Raw genomic sequence first — 25,883 nt, 5'->3', positions numbered from 1 at the left:
GCGGAGGACTAAAAATCACTACGAATTCACGACCTCGCCCCCGTTGACGTGGATAACCTGACCGGTGAAATATGACGCATCTTCCGATGCCAGAAACACGTAGGCTGGTGCCAGTTCGGCGGGTTGTCCCGGACGTTCCATAGGCACCTCTTTGCCAAAGTTTTCCACCTCTTCCAAAGTTTTGGTGGCTACAATGAGCGGAGTCCAGATAGGACCCGGTGCTACGGCATTGACCCGGATGTTCTTCTCAACCAGGTTTTGCGACAACGACCGCGTAAAGGCCGTTACAGCTCCCTTGGTAGACGCGTAATCGATCAGCGCCTGGCTGCCCCGGTACGAAACAACCGACGTGGTATTGATGATACAATCCTGAGCGGCCATGTGCGGCAGAAACGCTTTTGTTAGCCGGAACATAGCCAGAATATTCAGCTCGAAGGTTTCGCGCATCTGCTGGTCCGAAATGCCTGTAAACTCTTTCTGCTCTACATGATTGGCCGCGTTATTCACCAGGATATTGACCCGGCCGTAGGTGTCGATGACTTTATCGACGGCCTCCTGAATAAAGGGGAGTTGCTTTAGATCGCCCGGAATAAGCAGACATTGCTGCCCTTCCGCTTCCACGAGTGATTTAGTCTTTTGCGCATCCTGCTCTTCTCGGGGATGGTAAAACAGAGCCAGATCGGCCCCTTCGCGGGCAAAGTGAATCGCTACCGCCCGGCCAATGCCTGAGTCGCCACCGGTGATTACGGCAATTTTGCCCCGCAGTTTATCTGCCCCCTGATAATTATCCCGAATGTAGATCGGTTGCGGGTCCATTTTATATTCCAGGCCCGGCTGTTCATCCTGATGCTGGGCTTTGGTTTCAATTTCCATTTGTGTCATAACGGGTTGAGTTAATTAGTCCAGTAAGTTAAAGGTGTGGCGTAAGCGTAACAGGCGTTAGGACTAACACCACTGCCTGTTTCTTTCTGGCACGGGTAAATACCCGCGCCAGAAAGAAACATTCGGTCAGGCATTCACAATCGTGCCGCCATTGGGGTGTAATACCTGTCCGGTGATGTAGGATGCATCTTCCGATGCCAGAAATACGTAAGCCGGGGCCACTTCGCTCGGCTGACCGGGACGTTTCATGGGCACATCCTTACCAAATTCCGCCACTTCTTCGGCACTGACCGAGGCTGGATTGAGCGGTGTCCAGATGGGGCCGGGAGCCACGGCATTGACTCGTATGCCTTTCGTGATGAGGTTGCTCGACAGGGCGCGGGTAAAAGTCATGATCGCCCCCTTTGTCGATGAATATTCGAGTAGGTCAGCGCGGCCCTGATAAGCAGTAATGGAGGTCGTGTTGATCACACAGTCCCCTTTTTGCAGATGAGGTTCGGCGGCTTTTGTAATCCGGAAGAACGAGTAGATGTTGGTTTCGTAGGTTGCCAGCAGGTCTTCGTCACGAATGTCTTCAAGTTCTTTGTGCTGAAGCTGAAGGGCCGCATTGTTGACCAGAATGTTCAGCTTGCCAAACTCGTTGAGTGTGTCGCTAACCAGTTGCTGGCAATGAGCTTCCTGCCGGATATCGCCTGGAAGCAGTAGGCACTTCCGGCCTTCGGTTTCCACGAGTGATTTAGTCTTTTGGGCGTCCTGCTCTTCGCGTTCCGTGTAGGAAATGGCTACATCGGCTCCCTCGCGGGCAAAGTGAACGGCCACCGCCCGCCCGATGCCCGAGTCGCCACCCGTAATCAGGGCTACTTTATCTTTTAATTTATTAGCCCCTTTGTAGGATTTGCGGATAAATTCCGGCTGCGGAGTCAGTTCGGCTTCAATGCCCGGCTGAATGTCCTGATGTTGTGGCGGAATGTCTATGTTCATAACGTTGCTGTTGGTTGTACTTACTTGAATAAGTCCAAAGCAACGGTGGTTGTTTTGACAAATCTATTAAAATGGTAGATTTTGATACGCCTGGACGAATTTGTAATATAGTACCTCCAAAAACCATATCACCATGAATATCAACGGCGACGCCACGAAAGCAAACACCTACGACGCCATTGTCATCGGCTCGGGGATCAGCGGGGGCTGGGCGGCAAAGGAACTCTGCGAAAAAGGGTTAAAGACGCTTGTGCTCGAACGGGGACGTGATGTCAAGCATATTGTCGATTACCCAACCGCCACGCTTAACCCTTGGGAGTTCAAGCATCGCAACCGCATGCCTGAGGCTTTCGATAAAGAAAATCCCGTTGCCACCAAATGCTACGCACTGGATGAAGGTACCGAGCAGTTTTTTGTCAAAGATGCTGAGCATCCGTATGTTCAGGAGAAGCCATTCGACTGGATTCGGGGCTATCAGGTGGGTGGGAAATCGCTGATCTGGGCGCGGCAGACGCAGCGGTGGAGCAAGTTCGATTTTGAAGCCAATGCCCGCGACGGAGCCGCCGTGGACTGGCCCATTCGCTACGAAGATATTGCCCCCTGGTACAGCCACGTAGAGAAATTTGTGGGCATCAGCGGCAATAAAGACGGGCTGGAAACCCTGCCTGATGGCGAATTTCTAAAGCCCTGGGAGCTGAATTGCGTAGAGAAGCACATTCAGAAACGAGTGGCCGAGAGCTATAAAGACCGACACGTGATCATTGGCCGGTGCGCTCACCTAACGGAACCCAAACAGATTCACTATGACCAGGGGCGGGCGCAGTGCCAGGCGCGGCACCTGTGCTACCGGGGTTGTCCGTATGGTGGGTATTTCAGCAGCAACTCGTCCACCATTCCATGGGCAGCCAAAACGGGAAAACTGACACTCCGGCCGGATTCGGTCGTGCATTCCATTATCTATGACGAAGCCAAAGGGAAGGCGACCGGCGTGCGGGTTATTGACACGCACACCAAACAGATGACGGAGTATTATGCCCGCATTATTTTCGTCAATGCGGCTTGTCTCAACACAAATCTGGTCTTGCTGAATTCAACCTCCCGGCGTTTTCCAACCGGGCTGGGTAACGACAGCGGTGTACTTGGCCGTTACGTCGCTTTCCATAACTACCGGGGCAATATTGTGGCCGATTATGAAGGGTTCGAAGACGGCTATTACTATGGTCGTCGCCCGACGACGGCCTTTATGCCCAATTTTCGGAACGTTCGGAAGCAGGAAACGGATTTTCAGCGCGGTTACATGGTGGCCTTCAGTGCGGCTCGTGGCGGCTGGAGCCGGGGCGCGGGTCAGGAAGGCTTTGGGGCCGACTTCAAAGACAAACTAAGCGATCCCGGTGCCTGGCATGTGTTCATGATGATGCAGGCCGAAACTGTTCCGCGTTATGAAAACCACGTGCGGCTCAGCCGCGACCAGAAAGACCCATGGGGTATTCCGCAACTGATAACGGCTATCGACTACACCGACAATGACGTGAAAGTAATGAAGGACTTTCTGGAGCAGGGTGCCGAGATGTTGGAAAAATCGGGTTGTAAGCATATCAATCCTTACGACGATCACCGAAATCCGGGCCTTGACATTCACGAGATGGGTGGGGTGCGTATGGGCCGCGATCCAAAGACCTCGCTGCTCAATAGCCATAGTCAGCTGCATAGTGTGAAGAATGTGTTTGTTACCGATGGCGCGGCCATGACGTCTACCGGTTCGCAAAATCCGTCGATTACCTTCATGGCCCTTACTGCACGGGCGGCTAATTTTGCCGTGAGCGAGATGAAAAAGGGCAATCTGTAAAAAATGAGACGGATCGGGCGGGAGTGCGTTGATCCGTTAAGGCCTTATTTACGGTAAAAAAATCTGAATTGAGCTTTTGATGTCAGGCGGGTATACCGCCAAAATCCAGACAACACGATTTAAAAGTAATCCTTAACGACAATGTACACGAAACCCATTCTGTTTGCGCTCGTAACCTTATGCAGCCTGCTTACCTTCGACGGGAAAGCACAAAGTAAAGACCAGGCTGCTGTAACGCAGTCTGTTGATCAACTACGGGCACTCATGATCGACCCCGATAAAGCGAAGTTAGAAGCGCTGGCATCGGATGAACTGAGCTACGGGCATTCAAACGGGAAGCTGGAAGATAAAAAAGCCTTTGTCGAAGCGCTGATGAACGGCTCATCGGATTTCAAAACCATTGACCTAACGGAGCAAACGATCACCGTGGTGGATAACACGGCTTTTGTTCGGCACAAACTCATGGCTGAAACCGCCAATGACGGCAAGCCGGGTACGGCCAAATTATCGGTGCTTCTTGTGTGGATCAAACAAAAAGGGAACTGGAAACTACTGGCCCGTCAGGCTGTTAAGATTTAGTAGCTGAAGTGCCATGACATAAATAAGCCCGCCAGAAGTCTGGCGGGCTTATTTGATATAAAACCTATGATAACTAGTCAGTAAAGAGAAACAATTCAGTTTGTATAACTCTCCTGAACTCACCTGTACGGTAACTGGAAGGTAAGTAGACGGCGGTCTATTTTTTCAGTGTTAGTTGTAACGAGCTGTCATTGATCTCAAATGTCTTGTTTTTTAGCAACTTCAGCACTTCGGCACTAGCCAGTAAAGCGGGGCCATAGCCATGAGCCGCGTAAGGGTTAATGGGCCGATGGTAATAAAAGGCCGGATCAAAACCCATCCCCGTCCCTACACATACTCCTTCAACCTGGCCATTATCCGTCACCTTTGTTGATAGCGCATTCCAGCCGAGCAGGGTAGCCGGAGCATACGCCAGCGGGTCGAGCCAGCCCTGGTTGATGGCGTGGGCAAAGGCATAGACGTAGATCGCCGTTGCCGATGTTTCCAGATACGAATCGTGGCGGTCGAGCAACTGGTGCCAGAACCCCGAACCCGATTGCTGAGCCGCCAGTCCTTTGGCATGAGCTTTCAGCAAGTCCAGCATGGCCGGGCGGCCAGGGTGATTGGCGGGCAGGGCGTCCAGCAGTTCAACGGCGGTCAGGATACCCCAGCCATTGGCCCGTGCCCAGTGAAACTCCGGGTGCACGCTCATGCCCTCAACCCAGCCGTGCATGTATAAACCTTTCTGCTGGTTGAACATCCGTTTCGAAAACTGCGTAACCTGTTTCACGGCTTCGTCAAAATACTTCTTATCGCCGGTGAGTTTACCCATTTGCGCCAGGGCTGGTACGCTCATAAACAGATCATCGAGCCAAAGCGTGTTAGGCTGAGGACGGTTCCGGGCCAGCGTACCATCGGCCAAACGATACTCTTTGGTCTGAATATAGTTGATGTAATTGTCGATCATAGGTCGGAGATTGGCCTTTACACCCCCGGCGCGACTAGCCTTGATCATAGCGGCACACATGGCACCGGCATCGTCGAGGGCATGGGGAGCCAGTACTGCCCGCATGGGTGTGTTGGCGGTGGGGTCGGCCGTTACCTGTGCACGAAAATAGGGCACCTGCTGGGCGATGAATTCCAGCCGTTTGTTGGTATAGTCGACATAGCGGGCGTCGCCGGTAGCTTCGCTGGCCAGCAGCATACCCGCATAGGTGACACCCCATTCATAACTGATCAGCCGAAAATCGCCGGGTTTAAAGATGGCGTTGGGATTGAAGGAGCCGCCGGGTGTTATGTCCTTTTTTGTTTCTTTGTCAATGAGTTGTGTTGGGGTGTTGGCATCCAGATACGTATAAATTCGATCAATGACTTTCTTGACATCTTCCGGTTTGGGCTGTCCGTAGGGAACCGGATAATCGGGCTGTAACAAGTGCAGAGGGGTCGTCGAATCGTTGGCTTTGGGCGCACCAGGTTGGGCATAAAGTGTACTGCCGGTGAGCAGACTGGCGACTACCAAACCCCATGTGCGGTTTGAAAGACCAGTTTTGGATGGGTAAATAGACATGATGATTGGTTAAATCAGGCGTTCTTACTGTGTACTCCTGGCGGTTGGGTGATACGAAAACAGGGGTCAAAGATTATGAAACTTTGTCGGGTTTCTATCATGTACACTCCTGTAACCCATTAAATAAGGTATAGAGAGCCGTAAACTTTCAAGCCGATAACCGGGTTTTCCAAGACACGACATATCTCGTCAACTTATTCAATTGTCGTTTTAGTTATGGCAGAAAACAGTAAAACCGCCCTGATTACCGGCGGCTCGAAAGGCATCGGTTACGGTATTGCCGAAGTGCTTATCAACGAAGGTATTAAAGTAGCCATCACCAGCCGTTCATCGGTAGCCGCTGAATTGGCAGCGGCTAAACTGAATGAAATAAAGCCCGGCTTTGCACTCGGTATTGCCGCCGACGTGCGCGACCTGGCCTCGCAGCAAAAGGCGGTCGACACGGTTCTGGAGCAGTGGGGCCAACTCGATTATGTAATTGCCAATGCGGGTGTCGGCCATTTTGCGCCCATTCAGGAACTGACCCCGGAGCAGTGGCAAGAAACCATCGACATCAACCTGACCGGAGTATTTTACACGGCTAAAGCCACCCTCGATGCCCTCAAAAAAACAGAAGGGTATTTTATTTCCATAGCCAGTCTGGCGGGGACTAATTTCTTCGAGAAGGGAGCGGCCTACAACGCCAGCAAGTTTGGTCTGGTAGGGTTTTCGCAGGCCATCATGCTTGACCTGCGTAGCGAAGGCATCAAAGTAACTACCATTATGCCCGGCTCCGTGGCCACGTATTTCAATGATCACGAGCCAAACGAAAAGGACGCCTGGAAGATACAGCCCGAAGACATTGGCCAGATTGTGTCCGACCTGATTCATATGCCCGCCCGTACGCTTCCAAGCAAAATTGAAGTACGCCCAACCCGGCCGGGAGGAAAGTAGGTATTGGTTGATTGGTTACCTGGTGAAGTTAGTGAATCGGGATGATTGGTGAAGTAAGTAACGACTTCACCAATCATCCCGATTCACTAACTTCTCAATAATTGCCAGGCTTCCTCGTTGCCCTGCTGAACCGCAAGGTCCAGAGCTGTCAGGCCGCGAACGTCCCGAATCGTGGTATCGGCACCCTGTTCCAGAACTAGTTTTACCAACTGATTCCGGCCAAACAACGTAGCGAACATCAGGGCCGTACCGCCATTGCCGTTCTGTATATTTAAGTCGGCTCCGTGTTCGATCAGGAGTTTGGCCACTTCGGGGTAACCTTTAAAACAAACACCCATCAGGGCCGTATTGCCACTCATATCCTGGGCGTTTACGTCAGCTTTGGCTGCCAGCAGGACTTTCGTAGCTTCCAGCTGGCCGTCGTAAGCGGCTATAATCAACGGCGTAAATCCTTTGCCGTTCTGGTAATTGACATTCAGGCCGGTTTCGAGTAATTGATTGATCAGGGCGACATCGCCCCGGCGGGCGGCATCAATAAGCAGGTCTTCGGGTTGGGCTGACGAAAAAGACATAAACGGGGTTTATTGAAAGCGTCTGAAATGGATTGCTGATAGGTAAACAAGGTACAATGGATCGTTTGTTTTAAAAACGCTTTTATGACAGTCCGATTCGGCATAGATGTTTTCTTGGAACAGGTAGCTGTTTATCGACACCATCGGCTGGCATTTCTCACCAACCAGGCAGCTACAACGGCTTCGTATACGCCATCCCGGCAGGCTTTGTACCAGGCTGGCTTCCCCCTTATTAAATTGCTTTCGCCTGAACATGGCCTGGAAGCTGTCGGCGAGGACGGCAGACCCATGCGCGATGGCATGGATGGGTTGACCGGCTTACCTGTTATTAGTCTGTACGGTGATAAACTTCAGCCATCAGAGGAAGATCTGGCCGATGTTGATACCGTTCTGGTGGATTTGCCCGATATCGGTTGTCGATTCTATACCTATCTGTGGACGCTCACGCACGTAATGGAAGCCTGTGCGCTTCATCAAAAAAAGTTGATCCTGCTCGACCGGCCGAATCCGCTCTCCGGCCGTATGGATTTGGCAGAAGGGCCAATGCTGGATGAGGGCAAATGTGCGTCCTTTATCGGGCGCTGGTCCATACCCCTGCGGCATTCCTGTACAATGGGTGAACTGGCCCGGTTTTGGCAGCAGGAGCGCCTGCCAGCGCTGGCCCTCACCGTCGTCAGGGCTGAAGGGTGGCAACGCCATCAATTTGTTGCGGACTGGCAGCCTTCATTTATACCGACATCTCCGGCGATGGTGAGTGCCGAAGCGGCCCTGCTTTACCCGGGGCTGGGCTTGCTGGAGGCTACCAACCTGAGCGAAGGACGTGGGACCGCCACACCCTTTCGGATAACGGGTGCGCCCTGGCTGGATGCCCACCAACTGGTGGCCCTTTTCAATGGGCAAGACGTGCCAGGGACGGTGGCAAGAGCCATCACGTTTACACCCCAAAGTGGTAACTATACCGGGTTGTTATGTCAGGGTGTTATGGTACATGTGGTCGACAAAAGCCGCTTTCGGCCGGTGTTAACAGGCTTGCTCATTATCAGGCTCGTACGCGATCAGTATCCCGACCAGTTTCGCTGGGCACCTTATCCCACGCATGTCAACCCGACCGGAAGTCGGCATCTGGATAAGCTGCTGGGTATGCCAAACGCTGAGGGATTATTCGATCTCCCGCTGCCAGCGTTTGTAAAATCCCTTCACATGTTGTTGAGGTGCGAGACGTGGAAGGAGCTGATGAAATCGTATTTATTGTATTAGTTTTTGGCGTGGTGTCGCTTCTGAGAAGCGACACCACGCCAAAAACTAATACTACTACTTTTGTACGGCTTTGATTGCCTGTCCATCCCGAATTTCTTCCGAAGCCTTCTTAACGATGGAAGTCCCGGCCTGTAAATCGCCAAAGACTTCAACCAGACTGTCTACGACATTACCTTTCTGAACCGATACCCATTGCGCCCGGCTGTCGTTTACCTTGATCACAAACATCTTTTCGCTCGAACTAACCACCGATGTAGTTGGCACAAACAGCGTTTTGCCCGACCGCTCCACCGGCATCATTACTTCGGCATACATACCTGATTTGAGTTCGTGGGATGCATTAACGACATCAAATTCGGCCATCATGGCCCGGTTCGTTTCAACCAGGCTCTCTGCCGAACGGGCCAATTTTGCGTTGAACCGGCGGTCAGGCATGGCGTTGACCGAGAATGAAACGGTGCTTTTCTTCTGAAGTTGATTGGCAAACGTCTCCGGAATGGCAACGGTCAGTCGTAACGTCCGGCTGTCTTCCAGCACGAACAGCGGCTTGCCGCTATCACCTGCGCCAACCAACGCACCAGGGCTGATGTTCCGTTCTATGACCATGCCGTCGAAAGGAGCCGTAATGGTGAGGTACTGCCGAAGCTCCGTTTTGGCCTGGTAGTTGGAGCGTGCCGCCTGAACCGTACCCCGCGCTACGGCCACCATAGCACTGTCGGCCTGCATTCTTGCCAGTGCCTGATCGAGTTCATTGGCCGACACGGCTCCCTCCATTTTTGCTGTTTGGACCAGCCGGGAGTAGGTCAGTTTGCTGGCCCGCGCCCGTGTTGTCTGTTCGACCAGCGTGGCTTCCTGCGCCTGAACCTGCGCCTGCGCCTGGCTGAGTTCCGATATGACTTCGGGCGCGTCGAGTCGGGCGAGTACCTGCCCTTTATGCACTACGGTGCCCCGGTCTACAGACACATCGCGCACAAATCCTTTTACTTTGGCATACATGCTCACCCGATTCCAGGGTTTCAGCTCGCCCGGCAGGGTAACGCGGTTGCTGGGCTGCAAAGCCTGTACCGACGTTACTTCAACCTGTTGAATAGCCGGTTCGCTGGTCTCGGCCGGTTTATTATCGCTGCTGGCCGATGTGCAGGCCGTAAACCCAACGGCAAGGGAGGTTATTCCAATTAGTGTTATGAGCAGTTTCATATAGATGATGTTTGAGCCCTGGTGTTAATTCACGAATTGATTTGGACTAAGTTCCCTGTGGTAAAATTTGCTTTCCGGATCATCGGGATCGAGGGAGACCGACTGTGTTGTGGCTTTGGCCTGGAACTGGGTGAAGACACAGGGCAGAATCAGCAGGGCCGCCAGCGTAGAGGCTATAAGACCGCCAATAACGGCCTGACCAAGCGGGGCAATCTGGTCGCCCCCTTCGCCCAATCCCGACGCCATCGGCACCATCCCGGCAATCATCGCAATACTGGTCATCAGAATAGGACGAATCCGACTGTTGGCGGCCAGCACCACGGCCCGCCGGGTATCACCGATTTCGAGCCGCAGATTTTCGGCGTTGGTTACCATCAGAATGGCATTGGCTACCGACACACCTACCGACATGATCAGACCCATGTACGATTGCAGGTTGAGCGTTGCACCACAGGCCAGCAGCATCAGTAAAGCTCCCGCTACGACAGCCGGAATGGCCGCTAAGATCACCAGCGATAATTTAAACGACTGGTAGTTGGCCGCCAGCAGCAAAAAGATAATCACGATGGCTACGAGCAGACCGGTCTGTAAACTGCTCAGCGTATCGGCCAGCAGGTTGGTCTGTCCACCCAGCTCAACGAGTACGCCACGGGGCGGTTCGCCCGCTTCTTTAATGGCCTGTTCGACGGCCTTCCGGGCGGTGCCGAGGTCTTTCTTCTGCAAATTGGCGGTGATGGTTACGAGTCGGTTCGGTCCGGCGCGGTCATACTCGCCGGGAGCCGTACCTTCCGAAAAAGTAGCTACATCGGAAAGTAACGGATGCATCGCGCCACTTTTCAGGGGTATGTTGCCAATGTCGCTGGCACTGCTCATCTGGTATTCCGGAATCTGCACCTGCACCTGGTATGCCAGCCCTTTCGACTCATCGAGCCACAGGTTTTTGTCCGTAAAGCGGCTGGATGAAGTGGCGGCAACCATAGACCGGGCTACCTGCGTGGAGGTAACGCCCAACTGTCCGGCCCGTTCGCGGTTCATCGTGACCTTAAGCACCGGGTAAGCCAGTGGCTGGGCAATCTGCACATCGCGCAGGAAGTCGATTTTGGCCATTCGTTCCCGAATTTTATTGGCAAAACGTCCCGCTTCGCTCAGGTCTTTGGCCGCTACCGTCACTTCGATGGGTGTCGATGCACCCTGACTCATGATTTTCTCGGTCAACTCAATAGGCTCGAAGGAAATGTTGGCCGCTGGTAATTCTTTGGCAATCCGAGTCCGAAGTTCTTCTTTGAGATTGTCCATGTTTACCGGATGATCTTCCTTGAGCGATACCTGCAGCACCGCTTCGTGCGGGCCGCTGTTGAAGACGAAAATGTTGGACGTACCGTAACTCGATGGTACCGTACCGACATAAGCCGACGAAATCTCGACCGCGTCTTTCCCCACCGCTTCTTTGATGATATCGAGTACCTTGAGGGTGGCCATTTCCGTTCGCTCTACCCGCGTACCGTCGGGAATACGCAGACGCATCTGAAATTGATGGCTGTTGCCGTGGGGCAGGATATCCGTTCCGATAACCATGAAACACACTACGATAATGGCAATGGTACCCGCCAGATAGCCGCCCACAACCAGCCCCCGGCGGTTGAGGACTTTCTCGAGCAGCGATGAGTACCGCTGCTTGAATTTCTCAAAGCCTTTGGCGTTCGCTACCGGATGAGCCCCTTCGTCCAGCATGGCGTGCCGTTCCTGCGCGTCGAGGGCAAGCGTAGGCGCTTCGTGGGGCGGATGGCTTTTCAGCAGCCAGTTGGCTAATACGGGTACGAACGTCTGCGAGAGCAGAAAGGACGCAATCATGGCAAAACCAACGGACAAAGACAGGGGTAAAAACATGGATCGCGGTACGCCACTCATGACGAAAGCCGGCGCAAAAACGGCCAGAATAGCCAGCAGGATCAGAAATTCCGGGAAAACTATTTCCTTACAGGCATCCCAGATGGCTACGGCCTTGGGTTTCCCAGTCTCCAGATGCTGGTGAATATTCTCAATTGTTACCGTGGCCTGATCTACCAGAATCCCGATGGCCAGTGCCAGCCCCGATAGGGTCATGATGTTGATGGTCTGACCGCATAGGTTGAGCATGATCACCGCCGACAGAATCGAGATCGGAATGGTCACGACCACGATAATCACACTGCGCCAGTCGCGGAGGAAGAGCAGTACCATCAGACCCGTTAGTACCGCGCCGAGGATACCCTCTGTCACAAGGCTTTTCAGGGCGTTGGTCACGTATACAGACTGGTCGAATTCGTACGAAATCTTGACATCTTCCGGCACCGCAGCCCGAAGCTCCGGCAGGGCTTTTCGGATGTTGTTCACCACATCGAGGGTGGACGCGTCTGATTTTTTGACCACCGGAATATACACCGCCCGTCGGCCATTGACCAGCGCGTAACTCACCGTAACGTCGGCACCATCTTCTACCGTACCTACGTCCCGAACGAATACCGTGGGGCCGGAGCCTACCCGGATGGGAATATTCAGGAAGTCCTCGGGGCGTCTGACCAGTGAGTTTACGGGCGTCATCAGGGCTTTGTCGCCAATGCGTATATTCCCCGCCGGAGAAGGCTGGTTGTTGGTAATGATCGCTTTGATGACCTCTTCGGGTGTGAGCTGGTAGCTGCGAACCAGTTGCGGATTGACCTTGATAACAACCGTGCGTTGGTTACCGCCGAAGGGTGGAGGACTGGACACGCCCGGAATACGTGAAAACATAGGCCGCACCCGCGACGACGCATAATCCTGAATCTCGTTCAGCGACCGGCTTTGGCTCTCAAAAACCAACTGTCCTACCGGCACCGAACTGGCATCGAAGCGCACCACCTGGGGCGGCACCGTTCCTTCCGGCATGTACGCTTTCGCCCGGGATACGTTATTGGCGACCTCGGCTGCTGCCTGTGCCATATCGGTGCCCGGATAAAACGAGAGTTTAATGAGCGACAGCCCCTGAATAGTCTTCACATCGATGTCCCGGATACCGGACACATACAGAAAGTGATCCTGATAGCGGGTGGCGATGAACCCGTCCATCTGGTCGGGGGCCATACCGCCATAGGGCTGCACCACATAAATGGTGGGCAAATCGAGATTCGGAAAAATGTCGACTGGAATGGTAAACAGCGACATCACCGAAAAAAACAGAAGCCCCAAAACCGCCACAACCACCGAAATGGGTTTACGAAGCGCAGAACGAATGATATTATACATACTATTTTGTGTAGAGACGCAATCCCTTGCGTCTTGTATACGGATGGTTTTGGCTAATGCATGGAATACGCAAAGGATTGCGTCTCTACAAGACCTGGTTCATGAATAGCGATAAATCGCCATCGGCGGCAGCTTTCAGAAGCAGGAACCGCCACACGTTGCTGACGGCTACATACCCGTCAACTTCGGCGCGGTTGAGCGTAAGGACACTTTGCAAGAGGGTAGGTAAGTCTGTCAGTCCGCTCTCGTAGCGCGATTTCGCCTGATTATAGGCCTGCCGGGCAGCCTGGAGTTGAATGGGAGCCTGCCGGGCCTGTTCGAGCGCCACCTGATACTGGGTGTCGGCTTCCTGATACTGTCGGGTAATTTGCAGGCGCTGGGTGTTCAGCAACTGCCGCGACCGCTCCACCTGATAGAGTTCGGCTTTATAGTCCTGCCTCACCCGAAACATATTGGTGAGATTCCAGCGGGCCACTACGCCAACCAGATAGTTACCCACCTGATAGCCGAGGCCATTGAGCTGATTTGTCTGGAAAATATCGCCTTGATTGGAAAAGCCCGAACCCCGTGCGTTGCCCGCTCCAACCAGCGAAATCAGCGGCATGCTCGATCGCTGCGTAGCTAGACTTCGGGCCGCTGATAGCTTGATCTGCGATTCGAACAGCCGTAACGTCGGGTTTTTGGGCGAAATAGAATCGGTGAGGAATGTGCCGTTGGGGAGAGCGGTGTAAAAACGCATGCTGTCGACCCGCATGTCGTTCTGAAGTTGTCCCGCCAGTTCGGAAAGCCGCAGCCGCTGTACCTGTTCCTGCTGCTGGCTGTTCAGGAGAAGCAGTCGCGCCCGAACGGATTCGGCGGTAGCCAGCGAACTATCGACGCCCGCCCGCATCCCCGACCGGACGCCCGCATCGACCACCCGTTTGAACGTTTGTGCCCGTTCCAGATTGCTGCGCTGGATCTGGACCAGCTTCTGGTTAATGAGCAGGAGTAAATACGCGTCGATAGTGCGGACCTGGTGCTGAAAGATTTCGTTTTCGTAGTCGGCCTCGCTTCGTTGCAGATCGGCTTGAGCGGTGCCCACGCTGGCTTTGATTCGCCCGAATGTGATGGCCCGCCATTCGATGCTGGCACTGGTATAGCTGCCAAAGCTAGCCTGTGAAATCGCCATTGGGCGCACCCCGCCGGAAGTAGAGATGCTGGTGCCTTCGTTGGGGAAGAACGAGTTGTTCAGGCTGTTGCTGGTGGCGTAAGTGTACTGATCCTGCAGGATGACCACCGGGAGGAATTCTGTCTGGCTGGCCTGTAAACGTCGCTGAGCGCTGCTAACCTCGGCCTGTTTCGCTTTCAGGAACGGATACTGCCGAACACTCTGATCGACTACCTGTTTGATGTTCAGTAATTGCCCCATAGAGGGGAGGGTGAGCAGGCTTGTTCCCAGCAGCAGGAGCCAGCCCGTTTGTTTTGGGTGCGGGAAGCGGTTATAAAACCGCTTTGGGGCACAGAGGAAAGATGCGTGTTTCATGCACAACTACCCGACCGTTTCTAAACAAGTCCCCGGTCGAGTGTTGGCAAAGCACGAACCCAAATTTGGAAACATTTGGGAAAAAGGGCATCCGGCCGAAATATTGAGCGGAATTCTATGGAAATCAGTGACGAAAGAGATCTTTTAAGGCTTTAAGTTTACTTTTCGGCCACTGTTCGCAGCCTCATAGATGCCTTCGATCACCTGTATATCTTTCCGGCCCTCTTCGCCCGATATGTGGGCGGGCAAGGGCTTATTGGTTAGTATGTGCTGAGCGATATCATCTATCTGAGCCGCCTGCTGATTGACAACCGGAAAGTTAAACGCGGCCTCACTGGTTCGGCCTTTGAAAGGACCGTAGCTTAGCGCTGGCTCCAGTTCGAAATAACCCTCATCGGCCGAAGCATAAAATCGATCGATGTTACAGTTTGAGGTGCAGGAGGAGGTGCAGATGGCCCCGCTGGGAAAATACAGCTGCCAGGTAATATTTTCCTCTACCTCTTTAAACAAATCAGGCATGGTGACCGGTCCGAACTGAGCGGTAACCGCCACGGGTTCTTCCCCCAGCACATAACGGCTGCTTTGAATGCAGTAAACGCCCAGGTTCATCAGCGGCCCACCGCCTGCAATGGCTTTTTTCAAATGCCAGTCGTCGGGAGGTATACCGGCTAACCGATACCCTAACGAAGCCTCAATCAGGCGTACCTGTCCAAAGACTTTCTGTTGACCCAATCGTTTTAGCTCAATGTGGTAGGGGTCGTAATGTAACCTGTATCCTACCGCTAACTGGACACCGGCCTTTTGACAGGCATCAATCATTTCCTGGCAGTCCTTCCGGGTAAACGCCATTGGTTTCTCGACGATAACATGCTTACCTGCTTTGGCTGCGCGCAGGGTGAATTCTTTATGCAGGCCGTTAGGAAGGGTGATGTACACCAGATCGATGTCCGGATTGTTGATGAGTTGATCGAAATTCTGATAGGTATAACTATTCTTGTCCGGTATCTTGAACTCGTTCTTCCACTGAGCCGCTTTGGCGGGTGTGCCCGTCACGATACCCGCCAGACGGCAGGATTGCGATGCGGCTATCCCGCCTTTAAGGACATTTGCGTAACGGCCTAGCCCGCAGAGCGCAATGTTCAACTTTTTATTATCAATGACGCCCGCTCGTTTCCGGACCATCGCCGGAAGTGAGGACACCGTTAGGGAAGCGCCCAGGCCCCAGCCAATTTGCTCCATAAACGTACGTCTTGAATAAGTGGTCCTACGCATAAGCTTGGTATCCTGATGTGAAATCTCGTTTTAACAAAAGTACTCAGGTGGTCGCCGGGCCGCTCGGTTATTCCATAAGCGGACTAATGAGGGGACAAGCGAAATACGGCAATGCAAGGAAATGTGAAAAAATGAACGTTTATTGAATCATCGTTTTACTGCGTGTTCGCTGGTATCAGATTTGGACACAGAATTAACCGCATGGGAGAAACAAATTTGGCTACCCTGAACACAAAGCCTCACTTTGCCATTTTGGATGGATTGCGCGGGGTGGCTGCCCTGGCTATCGTCATCTTTCATTTTATGGAGTGGGTGTATCCCGATGCCAGCCGTAATTTCATCGCCCATGGTTTTTTAGCCGTCGATTTCTTCTTTTGCTTATCGGGTTTTGTCATCGGCTACGCCTATGACGACCGCATCCGTCAGTTGGGACTCGCTGCGTTTTTTAAACTACGGCTGATTCGATTGCATCCTCTTGTAATCCTGGGATCAGTTTTAGGATTACTGGGTTACCTGTTCGATCCCTTTGCCACTCAGCCCGGTTTGCTGAGTCGGGCAGACGTGTTTCTAACCTTTGTTTGCTCGTTGTTCCTCATTCCGTTTCCCATCATGAAAGAGCGGGCTTTCAACCTGTTCGGTTTCAATGCGCCGGCCTGGTCTTTATTCTGGGAATACGTGGCCAATATCCTCTATGCGCTTGTCCTGTATCGGATCAGCCGTCGCTATCTGACGGTGTTCATTGTCCTGGCGGCAGTAGTCCTGTTCTGGGTTAGCTACCGGGCCGGTAATCTGCTGGGCGGTTGGGCCGGGTCTAACTTCTGGGATGGGGGTGCCCGAATCGCATATTCGTTTCTGGCCGGACTATTCATTTACCGGGCCAACTGGATTTGGAAAAATAACCTTGGCTTCCCGGGTATGGCCATGTTGCTCATCCTGGCCTTCCTTATGCCCTTCACCCAATGGAATTGGTTGACGGAACTGTTCATTGTGTTGCTGTATTTCCCGATCTTGATTGCGGCTGGTGCGGGGGCTATCTTGTCGCCTGGACTAAAAAAACTATGTGTGTTCCTGGGCAGGCTTTCCTATCCACTTTATATGACCCACTACGGAGCAATGTGGATATTTGGAAGCTATCTGGCCAGCCATAAGCCGGATACCTTGCAGCTGTCACTGATTATAGTTACCGGAACCATGCTTCTTGGGGCGTTTGCCTATTCGGTATTGGTCGTTTACGATGAACCTATTCGGCGGAATTTAGGGGGGCACCGGTAGTCGAAATGACACACTACTTATTTGGAAATGAGTGATTCGGTGCGAATAATGGCCGCGTTGCGGACTAGTGTTCGTAGTCCTTTCATACCTGGCAGGATACAACCTATTCCTTCACCAATTCCTCCAGCATAGCGGTCAACTCCTGAATGGACAGGTCCCGGCCAATCATGATCTTGTTGGCATCGAGCAGGACATTGTCGGGCATGTTATTTACCGCATAGTCTTTTGTAATAAGCGGAGCATCCATAAAATCCTGTACCTGAATCCAGGGCAGTGGAAACTTCGTCAGGGCGTCCTGCCCGTACAGTTTGTCAAATTCAACGGATACGGTAACCAGTTCCAGTCCCAGCGGGTGGTATTTTTGGTAAAGCTTTATTAAATCGAACTGGCGTTTGCGGCAGCTAACCAGATGCCGCGTGGAGAAGTCGATCAGAATAAACCGATTGGTCAGGTCGGCTAAGCGGGCGGGCTTCCCCGTTGTCGTTGGCAGGCTGAAATCAGGCGCTTTTTTACCCAGTTGTTTTTGTTCCAGTTCGGCTTTGATGCGCTGGTAGGAGGGGTACGAAGCAAACGTCGGCAGTTTGTTGAATAAAGCCAGTGTTTGCGTGTAAGAGAATGTGCCTGATGCAAAGCGGTACCAACTGGATGCCAGGGTAGGCTGTTCGAGAATGAGGTTCACCAGGTCATTCCGATCAAGCATTCGCAGGGAGTCTGCCTTATTTTCGAGGGTGAAGGCCGTGAGTGAATCGCCAGTCAGGAGGGCATTCATCATCGTCTGCTGATCATCTGGGTCAAGGTCCCGCCAGTGTTTTGAACGGCTCAGCTGCTCGGGCCAGGATTCGCTGCTGGCCGAACCGGTAATAATAGGCGGCAGAAAATTACCCGACTCGACTCCGATTGACAGTTTAGGCGAGTCGATAAAAAACTGAATATCTTCGTTACGACCATCGACCCAAAGATAAGCCGCACAGGGTTCGGCTAGGTTCATGGTGAAGGTGGCGCTGCGGTTCACAATCGTAGTCGTGTCGATAACGGGTGGGCCCTGAAGGGGTTTGGCCACCACCATCGCTTGTTTTCCTTCCCATTCTTTGGAAAAGAAACCGCTTATCGTAGTGGTAAACTGCGCATGAATATGACCCGACAGGCTCAGGAAAAGGATGGTGAAAAACCAGACGGGTGTTTTGTGTTGCGTTTTTCGCTGATTCATGTGTTTGCCTGAATCCATGTGGAATACGTAAACTATCCGGCTGTTAATCTGCTTGTCAGGTTGTATCTGAAACGACTGTTGACTTGTTTTCGTCTGCCTGTTGAGGAAGGGAGGAGTGAATAGTGAAAAAACTGAAAGTTTCTCTTGACTCTCCCCTTACGTCATAGCCTACTTTTGTTTTGTCACTCAGCAACGATGTGTTTATGCGGGAATATTCAGTGAAAAAACTGGCGAAACTAGCCGGTGTCAGTGTGCGCACGCTGCACCACTATGATCGTCTGGGCTTGTTGAAACCGTCCATCCGTACCGAGGCCAGGTACCGGTTGTATGGCGAAAAAGAGTTGATCCGACTACAGCAGATTCTCTTTTACAGGGAACTTGATTTTTCATTGACCGACATTAAGGCGGTGCTGGATGCGCCGGATTTCAATGTGCTGGATGCGCTGGAAAATCATAAACAGGCGCTGAAATCCAGACAGCAACGACTCGAAACGCTGCTCGTGACGATTGACAAAACGATTTTAACTTTAAAAGGAGATCGAATCATGTTAACCAACGGAGAATTGTACAAAGGATTTCCCAAAGGGGATGTGTATCGAAAAGAAGCCGTTGAAAAATACGGCGCTGCGGTTGTAGAGGAGTCGGAGGAGAAGCTGCGGAGGATGGGCAACCCCGACTTTACCAAGCTTAAAGCCGATCAACTGGAAATTGCTCAGACACTGGCTGCAATGCTGCATCTGGACCCAGCCAGCGAGGCTGTGCAACAGCAGATTGCCCGGCATTACACCAACATTCGGGGCTTCTGGGGCGAGTCGGTTTGCCGGAGCCGAAACATGGCCGAGGCTTATAAAGGTCTGGCGCAACTGTATATCGATGACCCTCGGTATACGATCCAAAATGGGCAGTCTAACCCGGAATACGCAGCTTTTTTGAATAAAGCCATGGTGCATTTTGCGGAGAGGCTTTAAAGGAACAGATACAGTGACTCATTAACGAATAGCCCGACCCGGTCACTGCATCTCTTCACTTTTCCCAAATCTTTCCAATATTGCCGCTTACTTTAGCCGTCTGTTACTATTGGCAACGCTATGAAAGTACTGGTTGTAGAAGATGAACAGGGGCTGGCCGAGAGCATCACCGACTATATGGTGAAAGACGGCTACGTGTGCGAAACGGCGGCTACCTTCCGCGAAGCCGAGGAAAAAATTCACCTCTATAATTATGATTGTGTTATTGTCGATCTGACACTGCCCGACGGCAACGGCTTCCAGATCATCGAAGACCTCAAACGACTCCTTGTTACCACCGGTGTTATCATTATTTCGGCCCGTGACGCCCTGGAAGATAAATTGAAAGGGCTGGAAATCGGCTCGGACGATTACCTCACCAAACCCTTTCACCTCTCGGAACTGAACGCCAGAGTGAAGTCATTGCTGCGTCGGCGGCAGTTTGGCGGACATACCGAAATCCGGTTTCAGGAAATTGGAGTGGTACCGCATACACGCAACGTGTTTGTGAACGGGCAACCGGCGGTACTGTCGCGGAAGGAGTATGATTTGCTGCTCTACTTCCTGTCCAATGTAGATGTGGCGCTCACCAAAGCCTCTATTGCCGAGCATCTTTGGGGTGATAACATCGACTCCGCCGATTCGTTTGATATGGTGTACTCCCACATCAAAAACCTGCGTCGGAAATTGCTGGAAAAAGGAGCCGCCGATTATATACAATCTATTTATGGTATCGGCTATAAATTCAGTCAGCCGTGAAACTTCTCGCCAAAACCAATCGAATCTATCTGGCTTTTTCGCTGGTCATCTACCTGCTGACGGCCATTGCCTTTTACCAGATTATCCGGCTGGTGATCTACGATGAAGTCGAGAACCGGCTGCGGGTCGAACGGCGGGATTTCGAAACCTACGTTCGGGCGCACAACGCCTGGTCGAACATTCCCTACTTCGTTGAGAACAAGATCAATGTTACGCCCGTCCGGGACAAGGTAGCTTTGGCTCCCAGGGAAATTTTTACGGATACCCTGATCCTGAATCGGTACGATGATGAGCTGACACCCTTTCGGCAGCTAACTTTTTATCAGTCGATTCAGGGCAAAATACACCGGGTCGAGATTCGTAAATCGCTAATTCAGACCTATCGGCTTATCGAGGTGATTACGGTGGCTATGTTGCTTTTCCTGGGTTTACTGCTGGTCGGAACCTTTTGGTTTCAGGGTAAATTGTCGGGGCGGCTTTGGTTTCCGTTTTATGATACCTTATCCAGACTAAAACGATTCGACCTCAGCAGTGGAGCATCACTGGCACTGGATAAACCCGAAATAACCGAGTTTCGGGAGCTAAACGATGTGTTGCAGAAAATGGCCGACAAAATGCAGCAGGACTATCGAAGCCTGAAAGAGTTTACCGAGAATGCCTCCCACGAAATGCAAACGCCCCTGGCGCTCATTAACGCAACCGTTGAGCAACTCATCCAGAACGAGCAACTGACCGAAACACAGACGCGCTGGATTGAGCGTATTTATCAGGCCTCCCGCCGAATATCGCGCTTGAATCAGGGGTTACTACTGCTCGCCAAGATCGAAAACCGGCAGTTCAGCGACAGCCAGCCGATCGATCTGTCGGCCCTGCTGAACGAGAAATTGGTAGATATGGAGGAAGTGCTGTCGTTTAAGCAACTGGCTGTTAATGTAGAGGTTACTGAACCGTTTGAGGTCCAGCTTCCGGTGTCGCTGGCCGACAGCCTGGTGATGAATCTGGTCAATAATGCCATTAAGCACAATCATCCGCACGGTCGGATCGACCTTGTGTCAACTAAAGACAAGGTCTGTCTGAGCAATACCGGTGCCCCGTTAACCTCTTCGCCGGAGCGACTCTTCGAGCGATTCAAGAAAGAGAGTGCCGGGACCGACTCTGTAGGGCTGGGGCTGTCCATTATCCGGCAGATTGGTGATAGCTACGGCCTGGCTATTTCGTATCAGGAAACAGAAGGCGTTCACTGCTTTTGCATCACGAAAGCAGTGAGTTGATTACTGGTTGATAAGTTGGTCATTCTGAGGTTGGACCACTTCCCGGTAACCAATACTTAATCCGGCTGTGTGGGCAGCTTTTCGGATGTATTCTTTCGTTTGAGTCGGTAGGTCAGTCCAAGCACCAGATTATTTTTGCCCGTGGCCAGCTGAGGGATGAAAACGCCCTGGTCGAAGGTAGCCGCATTGTAGTTCGTCTGGTTTACCCAACCCAGCTGTACAATCCATTGCTGATCGAACTGGTAACCGACACCTGCGTACAGGCGGTTGCGCTCGAAAGTAGGCCCGATCGGATTCAGGAAAACTTCATCATAAATGGACAGGAAGGTTGTTTTCGCCGTAACCGTGTGGTTGTTGAGCGGTACAAACATGTTGAGCCGATAGCGAATCCGGCTGCGGTAGGGCGTAGTCCCATCTCGAAAGGTAAACCAGCGCTGCTCTACCCGATACCGGTGTTCGAACTTCAGCCGGGTCAGGTACTGGTTAATGATTAGTTGCTCCCATAAACGCTTCTCGGTATTGAGTGGCCCGTCAGACAGCGCCTTGTAATCATAGGTAGCATAGCGCCCGCCCGCCAGTGTCAGTGTGAAGTTTTTGTCGAGATCGTAACTGACCCCGCCCTTCAGTTCATTATAAAAAAACTGACTGAATGCGCCATTGGCCCGGCCCTGTACTTCGGCAAAGCCTCCCCATTTTTTTGGGCCCGTCGGTAATTGAATGGTGCCAATCAACCAGGTGCCCCAGGGCGATGAGGGCGTAAGAGACGTTTGGGCAAATGAGCGGGTAATCGTAAGGGAAAGAAGGCCTGCGAGCAGATAAACGGTAAATTGAAAACGAATCACAATTGATACAGAATGTTACGGTTAGTAAAATTACTCAATGTTAGGTATAAGCAATATTATGTATGTGTATCTTAACAATAAGGTAATATTGGGTGCTTCAAGTAACATTATACAAGCGATCGACCATCCACAGACCGATGCGCGTCAGCTGATTACTGGCGAAGTTGCCTTTCACTCAAATCATGACAGAATAATTCCCTTTTATAGAATCAATATTGGGTTTGTTTCTCAAATTTACTCCAGTTACAGGCTGTAAATCGTCCAGTAAACTCATCTTATTCAAACCCTCAGCAACACATGACGAATCGATTTAGTCAACAGATATGGTTATGTCTGTCTCTATCAATAGCCGTGGGCACAGCCTGGGCAGGTCCGGCTCCCAGGCCGACCGCCGTTCGAAAATACACCATCGAGCAATTCATGAAAACCATCCGTTTCGGCGGGTCTGATATTTCACCCGACGAAAAGACCGTGCTGTTCAGCAGCAATCAGGATGGGGTCTTCAATCTGTATGAAATTCCCTTCGATGGCAGCGGCCAGCCAAAGCAACTGACCCGGTCGACCACGAATGCCATTTATGTACTCGGTTACCTGCCCGACGGCCGGATTCTCTACAGCAGTGATCAGGGAGGTAACGAACTGAATCATATCTACCTGCGCGAGAAAGACGGTGCCGTAAGCGACCTGACACCCGCCGAAAAAGCGAAGTTTCAATTTGCCGGGTTAAGCCACGACCGGAAAAGCTTCTTTTACCAGTCTAACCAGCGCAATCGGGCGGCTTTCGATGTGTACGAAATGGACATCGCAACGATGAAGCCCAAACTCCTGTTCGAAAACCCCGGCGGCTTCTTCCCCGGCGATGTATCCCCCGATAAACGATACATCGCACTGGCAAAGACCATCACGACAACAAATGGAGATGTTTACCTCTACGATACAAAAACGAAAGAGACGAAACTGCTTACCAAACATGAAGGAGAGGTGAATAACGGTCCGGATGGATTTACACCCGATGGAAAAAAACTCCTGATTTCGACGGACGAAGGCAACGAATTTGCGTACGTAAAAGCCTATGATTTAGCCAGCGGCCAAAGTGCCGTACTCGACAAAGCCAACTGGGATATTTCGGGCGATTACCTCTCGCACCGGGGGCGCTATCGTGTGCTATCGGTCAACAACGACGCCCGTACTGAACTCAAAATTATCGATACGCGCACGAATCAACCCGTTAAGCTGCCTGCACTGCCTGGTGGCGATGTTACCGGCGTAAATATTGCCGATAGCGAAGGGCGGATGACGTTTTATGTGAACAGCTCCAACTCGCCAGCTACGCTTTATTCATATGACTTTAAATCGGGTAAAGTAACTCCTCTGATACGGGGCCTGAACCCGGATATTGACCCCGACGATCTGGTGGCTGGTGAAGTGATTCGGTATAAATCCTTTGACGGTATGGAAATACCAGCTCTGTTGTATAAGCCCAAAGATGCCGGTACGGGGGCAAAACTCCCTGCCATTCTGAGCATTCATGGTGGGCCGGGTGGTCAAACCCGCCTGAACTACTCTCCTCTGGTGCAGTATCTGGTAAACAGCGGTTATGTGGTGCTGGCGGTCAATAACCGGGGCAGTTCAGGGTATGGTAAAACATTTTATGCCGCCGACGACCGTAAGCATGGCGACGCTGATCTGAAAGATTGTGTGGAGTCGAAGAAGTTCCTGACGGCAACCGGCTACGTCGACCCGGCCAAGATTGGTATCATGGGTGGTTCCTATGGGGGGTACATGACCCTGGCCGGGTTGACCTTTACACCCGATGATTTCGCCGTTGGTGTGGATATTTTTGGCGTTGCCAACTGGCTCCGAACACTGAACAGCATGCCCGAATGGTGGGGACCACAGCGTGATGCCATGTTCAAAGAGATTGGCCACCCCAAAACAGACTCTGTAGCACTGTATAACAAGTCGCCCCTGTTTCATACCCAACGAATCAAAAAGCCGCTTCTGGTTATTCAGGGAGTAAACGATCCACGTGTATTAAAGATTGAATCGGACGAGATTGTCTCCAATGTCAGGAAAAACGGTGTGCCTGTGCAATACGTTACCTTTCCTGATGAGGGACATGGCTTTGTGAAGAAGGAAAATGAAATTACCGCCTACAAGGCTGTACGTGAGTTTCTCGACAAATACCTTCGGGGGCCGGACCTGGTGCGGTAACTTTGGTAGGTAACTGGCCTGAAAATTAAAAAGCCACATGCAGTAGCTCATCCGGGCTAACTACATGTGGCTTTTGGGTTATTGAACGTCTCGTTGCCGGCAACTTATTCGCCTTCAGCTTCTATGGTTGCAATAACGGTTGCAATGGTTTCGCGCTGGGCGGGTGAAACGGCTTCAGATAGCGCCAGTAGGTCTGCTTTAATGGTTTGCCATTGAGGAAGACTCAATACCAGTGCGTCAGCTTGAAACTCGACTTCATTGCCTAAGTCGGTTTGGGTAATGGGCAGTGGTTCCAGCACGGTTCGGGCAAATTCACTGCGCACTCGCTCTTTCACGAACGGAACCGGGTCCAGATTTGCTTCTTTTAATCGTTGTTTAGTAAATACTTTTGTTTTCTTCCACCACATACGTTGAGTCAGTTACATCGTTGCTTTCTCAGTCAACTGAAATCAGCAGGCAAAGTTATCAGGCACCTGGCCGTTATCGCAAGGAACCAACGTGGCGATTGAAAAATTTAATACCGGCATATACATAGATCAGCAAAGCAGCTGATTCCAGCCCCCCCTTAAGGTGATTGGCACTTTGCATGTCGACTAAATAACGATCGATCCAGCCAATCAGTAGAGTAAAGTATACGACAAGAGTCAGTGTTGCACCGATGAGGATTAATAAAAAAAGTAATGTTTTTCGCATGAGTCCCAAAATTAAGCCGGTATTACAGTAAACGTGAGTACTGCTTATGACCCGAACATCGGTAAAGGGTTTAATTGACCTTTATTATTTTTCTATTTCTTATTTTGTAAGCATATACGTTGCCACACATAACTATTTGGAGCTTATCGACTTTACTAAAAAAGTCTTATATCCACATATGCCTATAATCGTTACAAATGTATACATTATTATTTATTTTATTTATACATGGTGGTTTTTGGCTAAACCGATTCTAAACCATCTACTAGTATTTTTACGCGACTTACTAATAAATAGATTTATGATTGCGGTTATTCAACGTGTTTCTCAGGCATCGGTTGTTATTGATGATCAGATAAAGGGCCAGATAGGTACCGGGTTTCTTGTCCTGCTTGGTATTGCGCATACAGATAGTCAGGAAGACGTAGACTGGTTGAGCCGGAAGATAATCGGTATGCGGATAATCAATGATGAGCAGGGGAAAATGAATCTCGATCTAGCCGCTGTAGGCGGTGACGTTCTGCTCATAAGCCAGTTCACCCTGCATGCCAGCACCAAAAAAGGAAACCGCCCCAGCTTTACTGAAGCCGCCCGGCCGGAGGTTGCTATTCCGCTTTACGAAGCCATGATTGAGCAGTTAACATCCCTGTTGGGAAAGCCGATTCAAACGGGCGAGTTTGGGGCCGACATGAAAGTCTCCCTTCTCAACGATGGGCCGGTAACGATAGTGATTGACTCGAAAAATCGGATTTAGCCCGGATCGTTACGAA

Annotated in this window: 22 protein-coding genes; 10 read left to right on the top strand and 12 right to left on the bottom strand. The window is 51.6% G+C overall.

What is annotated here, in order from left to right; all coding sequences use genetic code 11:
* Positions 1-18: 18 nt before the first annotated feature.
* Together ACYVJM_RS19695 and ACYVJM_RS19690 are read right to left on the bottom strand one after the other, a co-directional pair.
* On the bottom strand, positions 19-882 hold the full coding sequence (locus tag ACYVJM_RS19695; protein WP_461149935.1) for an SDR family oxidoreductase: 864 nt from the start codon (positions 880-882) through the stop codon (positions 19-21).
* A 126-nt stretch (positions 883-1,008) separates the two neighbouring features.
* Positions 1,009-1,863, bottom strand: a complete 855-nt coding sequence (locus tag ACYVJM_RS19690; RefSeq protein ID WP_461149934.1) for an SDR family oxidoreductase — start codon at positions 1,861-1,863, stop codon at positions 1,009-1,011.
* A gap of 133 nt (positions 1,864-1,996) precedes the next feature.
* Between ACYVJM_RS19690 and ACYVJM_RS19685 the strand changes: the two genes are divergently transcribed.
* Together ACYVJM_RS19685 and ACYVJM_RS19680 are read left to right on the top strand one after the other, a co-directional pair.
* Positions 1,997-3,709, top strand: a complete 1,713-nt coding sequence (locus ACYVJM_RS19685; RefSeq protein ID WP_461149933.1) for a GMC oxidoreductase — start codon at positions 1,997-1,999, stop codon at positions 3,707-3,709.
* A 141-nt stretch (positions 3,710-3,850) separates the two neighbouring features.
* Positions 3,851-4,288: a nuclear transport factor 2 family protein gene (locus tag ACYVJM_RS19680; protein ID WP_461149932.1), complete on the top strand. Its 438-nt coding sequence runs from the start codon at positions 3,851-3,853 to the stop codon at positions 4,286-4,288.
* A gap of 157 nt (positions 4,289-4,445) precedes the next feature.
* Here the strand turns inward: ACYVJM_RS19680 and ACYVJM_RS19675 are convergent, their stop codons facing one another.
* Positions 4,446-5,834 (bottom strand): glycoside hydrolase family 88/105 protein, encoded by a 1,389-nt coding sequence (locus ACYVJM_RS19675; RefSeq protein WP_461149931.1) that lies wholly within the window; start codon positions 5,832-5,834, stop codon positions 4,446-4,448.
* Positions 5,835-6,050: 216 nt separating this feature from the next.
* Between ACYVJM_RS19675 and ACYVJM_RS19670 the strand changes: the two genes are divergently transcribed.
* Complete coding sequence (locus ACYVJM_RS19670) at positions 6,051-6,767, top strand: SDR family oxidoreductase (RefSeq protein ID WP_461149930.1); 717 nt, start codon at positions 6,051-6,053, stop codon at positions 6,765-6,767.
* Between the two features lie 86 nt (positions 6,768-6,853).
* Here ACYVJM_RS19670 and ACYVJM_RS19665 read toward each other — a convergent pair whose 3' ends face one another.
* Positions 6,854-7,339 carry an ankyrin repeat domain-containing protein gene (locus ACYVJM_RS19665; protein WP_461149929.1) on the bottom strand — a complete coding sequence of 162 codons (486 nt, stop codon included), beginning with the start codon at positions 7,337-7,339 and terminating at the stop codon, positions 6,854-6,856.
* An 84-nt stretch (positions 7,340-7,423) separates the two neighbouring features.
* Between ACYVJM_RS19665 and ACYVJM_RS19660 the strand changes: the two genes are divergently transcribed.
* Entirely contained in the window at positions 7,424-8,596 is a 1,173-nt protein-coding gene (locus ACYVJM_RS19660; RefSeq protein ID WP_461149928.1) for an exo-beta-N-acetylmuramidase NamZ family protein, read from the top strand.
* Between the two features lie 54 nt (positions 8,597-8,650).
* Here the strand turns inward: ACYVJM_RS19660 and ACYVJM_RS19655 are convergent, their stop codons facing one another.
* From ACYVJM_RS19655 to ACYVJM_RS19640, 4 genes are all read right to left on the bottom strand, one after another.
* Complete coding sequence (locus tag ACYVJM_RS19655) at positions 8,651-9,793, bottom strand: efflux RND transporter periplasmic adaptor subunit (RefSeq protein WP_461149927.1); 1,143 nt, start codon at positions 9,791-9,793, stop codon at positions 8,651-8,653.
* A 24-nt stretch (positions 9,794-9,817) separates the two neighbouring features.
* Positions 9,818-13,054, bottom strand: coding sequence for an efflux RND transporter permease subunit (locus tag ACYVJM_RS19650; RefSeq protein WP_461149926.1), 3,237 nt, complete (start codon positions 13,052-13,054; stop codon positions 9,818-9,820).
* An 85-nt stretch (positions 13,055-13,139) separates the two neighbouring features.
* Positions 13,140-14,576, bottom strand: a complete 1,437-nt coding sequence (locus ACYVJM_RS19645) for a TolC family protein (RefSeq protein WP_461149925.1) — start codon at positions 14,574-14,576, stop codon at positions 13,140-13,142.
* A 144-nt stretch (positions 14,577-14,720) separates the two neighbouring features.
* The gene (locus tag ACYVJM_RS19640; RefSeq protein ID WP_461149924.1) at positions 14,721-15,848 is read right to left on the bottom strand and encodes a Gfo/Idh/MocA family protein; all 1,128 of its coding nucleotides are present in this window, start codon (positions 15,846-15,848) and stop codon (positions 14,721-14,723) included.
* Between the two features lie 201 nt (positions 15,849-16,049).
* On the opposite strand from ACYVJM_RS19640, the gene ACYVJM_RS19635 reads away from it, so the two are divergent.
* Complete coding sequence (locus tag ACYVJM_RS19635) at positions 16,050-17,120, top strand: acyltransferase family protein (protein WP_461149923.1); 1,071 nt, start codon at positions 16,050-16,052, stop codon at positions 17,118-17,120.
* 103 nt (positions 17,121-17,223) lie between these two features.
* Here the strand turns inward: ACYVJM_RS19635 and ACYVJM_RS19630 are convergent, their stop codons facing one another.
* Positions 17,224-18,327, bottom strand: coding sequence for a DUF4369 domain-containing protein (locus ACYVJM_RS19630; protein WP_461149922.1), 1,104 nt, complete (start codon positions 18,325-18,327; stop codon positions 17,224-17,226).
* Positions 18,328-18,530: 203 nt separating this feature from the next.
* Here ACYVJM_RS19630 and ACYVJM_RS19625 point away from each other — a divergent pair, with 203 nt between their 5' ends.
* The 3 genes from ACYVJM_RS19625 to ACYVJM_RS19615 all read left to right on the top strand — a co-directional run bounded on the left by ACYVJM_RS19625 (position 18,531) and on the right by ACYVJM_RS19615 (position 21,364).
* Positions 18,531-19,295 (top strand): MerR family transcriptional regulator, encoded by a 765-nt coding sequence (locus ACYVJM_RS19625; RefSeq protein WP_461149921.1) that lies wholly within the window; start codon positions 18,531-18,533, stop codon positions 19,293-19,295.
* Between the two features lie 120 nt (positions 19,296-19,415).
* Positions 19,416-20,093 carry a response regulator transcription factor gene (locus ACYVJM_RS19620; RefSeq protein WP_461149920.1) on the top strand — a complete coding sequence of 226 codons (678 nt, stop codon included), beginning with the start codon at positions 19,416-19,418 and terminating at the stop codon, positions 20,091-20,093.
* Positions 20,090-21,364 (top strand): sensor histidine kinase, encoded by a 1,275-nt coding sequence (locus ACYVJM_RS19615; RefSeq protein ID WP_461149919.1) that lies wholly within the window; start codon positions 20,090-20,092, stop codon positions 21,362-21,364. The genes ACYVJM_RS19620 and ACYVJM_RS19615 overlap by 4 nt, the downstream gene beginning before the upstream one ends.
* A 56-nt stretch (positions 21,365-21,420) precedes the next feature.
* On the opposite strand, the gene ACYVJM_RS19610 is transcribed toward ACYVJM_RS19615, so the two are convergent.
* On the bottom strand, positions 21,421-22,206 hold the full coding sequence (locus ACYVJM_RS19610; protein WP_461149918.1) for a DUF2490 domain-containing protein: 786 nt from the start codon (positions 22,204-22,206) through the stop codon (positions 21,421-21,423).
* A 297-nt stretch (positions 22,207-22,503) separates the two neighbouring features.
* Here ACYVJM_RS19610 and ACYVJM_RS19605 point away from each other — a divergent pair, with 297 nt between their 5' ends.
* Complete coding sequence (locus tag ACYVJM_RS19605; protein ID WP_461149917.1) at positions 22,504-24,420, top strand: S9 family peptidase; 1,917 nt, start codon at positions 22,504-22,506, stop codon at positions 24,418-24,420.
* A 104-nt stretch (positions 24,421-24,524) separates the two neighbouring features.
* Here ACYVJM_RS19605 and ACYVJM_RS19600 read toward each other — a convergent pair whose 3' ends face one another.
* Positions 24,525-24,827, bottom strand: coding sequence for a hypothetical protein (locus ACYVJM_RS19600; protein WP_461149916.1), 303 nt, complete (start codon positions 24,825-24,827; stop codon positions 24,525-24,527).
* Between the two features lie 73 nt (positions 24,828-24,900).
* The gene (locus tag ACYVJM_RS19595) at positions 24,901-25,113 is read right to left on the bottom strand and encodes a hypothetical protein (RefSeq protein WP_461149915.1); all 213 of its coding nucleotides are present in this window, start codon (positions 25,111-25,113) and stop codon (positions 24,901-24,903) included.
* A 301-nt stretch (positions 25,114-25,414) separates the two neighbouring features.
* On the opposite strand from ACYVJM_RS19595, the gene dtd reads away from it, so the two are divergent.
* Positions 25,415-25,867, top strand: coding sequence for a D-aminoacyl-tRNA deacylase (dtd, locus tag ACYVJM_RS19590; RefSeq protein ID WP_461149914.1), 453 nt, complete (start codon positions 25,415-25,417; stop codon positions 25,865-25,867).
* Positions 25,868-25,883 lie beyond the last annotated feature (16 nt).

This window comes from Spirosoma pulveris (genome assembly GCF_054781875.1).
The sequence above is the reverse complement of the archived record's forward strand: the minus strand, read 5'-3'. Positions and strand labels throughout refer to the sequence as shown.

Bases quoted from the DNA above. Each gene is read 5' to 3' on its own strand.
- ACYVJM_RS19695 (WP_461149935.1), bottom strand. From the start codon at position 882: ATGACACAAATGGAAATTGAAACCAAAGCCCAGCATCAGGATGAACAG.
- ACYVJM_RS19690 (WP_461149934.1), bottom strand. From the start codon at position 1,863: ATGAACATAGACATTCCGCCACAACATCAGGACATTCAGCCGGGCATT.
- ACYVJM_RS19685 (WP_461149933.1), top strand. From the start codon at position 1,997: ATGAATATCAACGGCGACGCCACGAAAGCAAACACCTACGACGCCATT.
- ACYVJM_RS19680 (WP_461149932.1), top strand. From the start codon at position 3,851: ATGTACACGAAACCCATTCTGTTTGCGCTCGTAACCTTATGCAGCCTG.
- ACYVJM_RS19675 (WP_461149931.1), bottom strand. From the start codon at position 5,834: ATGTCTATTTACCCATCCAAAACTGGTCTTTCAAACCGCACATGGGGT.
- ACYVJM_RS19670 (WP_461149930.1), top strand. From the start codon at position 6,051: ATGGCAGAAAACAGTAAAACCGCCCTGATTACCGGCGGCTCGAAAGGC.
- ACYVJM_RS19665 (WP_461149929.1), bottom strand. From the start codon at position 7,339: ATGTCTTTTTCGTCAGCCCAACCCGAAGACCTGCTTATTGATGCCGCC.
- ACYVJM_RS19660 (WP_461149928.1), top strand. From the start codon at position 7,424: ATGACAGTCCGATTCGGCATAGATGTTTTCTTGGAACAGGTAGCTGTT.
- ACYVJM_RS19655 (WP_461149927.1), bottom strand. From the start codon at position 9,793: ATGAAACTGCTCATAACACTAATTGGAATAACCTCCCTTGCCGTTGGG.
- ACYVJM_RS19650 (WP_461149926.1), bottom strand. From the start codon at position 13,054: ATGTATAATATCATTCGTTCTGCGCTTCGTAAACCCATTTCGGTGGTT.
- ACYVJM_RS19645 (WP_461149925.1), bottom strand. From the start codon at position 14,576: ATGAAACACGCATCTTTCCTCTGTGCCCCAAAGCGGTTTTATAACCGC.
- ACYVJM_RS19640 (WP_461149924.1), bottom strand. From the start codon at position 15,848: ATGCGTAGGACCACTTATTCAAGACGTACGTTTATGGAGCAAATTGGC.
- ACYVJM_RS19635 (WP_461149923.1), top strand. From the start codon at position 16,050: ATGGGAGAAACAAATTTGGCTACCCTGAACACAAAGCCTCACTTTGCC.
- ACYVJM_RS19630 (WP_461149922.1), bottom strand. From the start codon at position 18,327: ATGAATCAGCGAAAAACGCAACACAAAACACCCGTCTGGTTTTTCACC.
- ACYVJM_RS19625 (WP_461149921.1), top strand. From the start codon at position 18,531: ATGCGGGAATATTCAGTGAAAAAACTGGCGAAACTAGCCGGTGTCAGT.
- ACYVJM_RS19620 (WP_461149920.1), top strand. From the start codon at position 19,416: ATGAAAGTACTGGTTGTAGAAGATGAACAGGGGCTGGCCGAGAGCATC.
- ACYVJM_RS19605 (WP_461149917.1), top strand. From the start codon at position 22,504: ATGACGAATCGATTTAGTCAACAGATATGGTTATGTCTGTCTCTATCA.
- ACYVJM_RS19600 (WP_461149916.1), bottom strand. From the start codon at position 24,827: ATGTGGTGGAAGAAAACAAAAGTATTTACTAAACAACGATTAAAAGAA.
- ACYVJM_RS19595 (WP_461149915.1), bottom strand. From the start codon at position 25,113: ATGCGAAAAACATTACTTTTTTTATTAATCCTCATCGGTGCAACACTG.
- dtd (WP_461149914.1), top strand. From the start codon at position 25,415: ATGATTGCGGTTATTCAACGTGTTTCTCAGGCATCGGTTGTTATTGAT.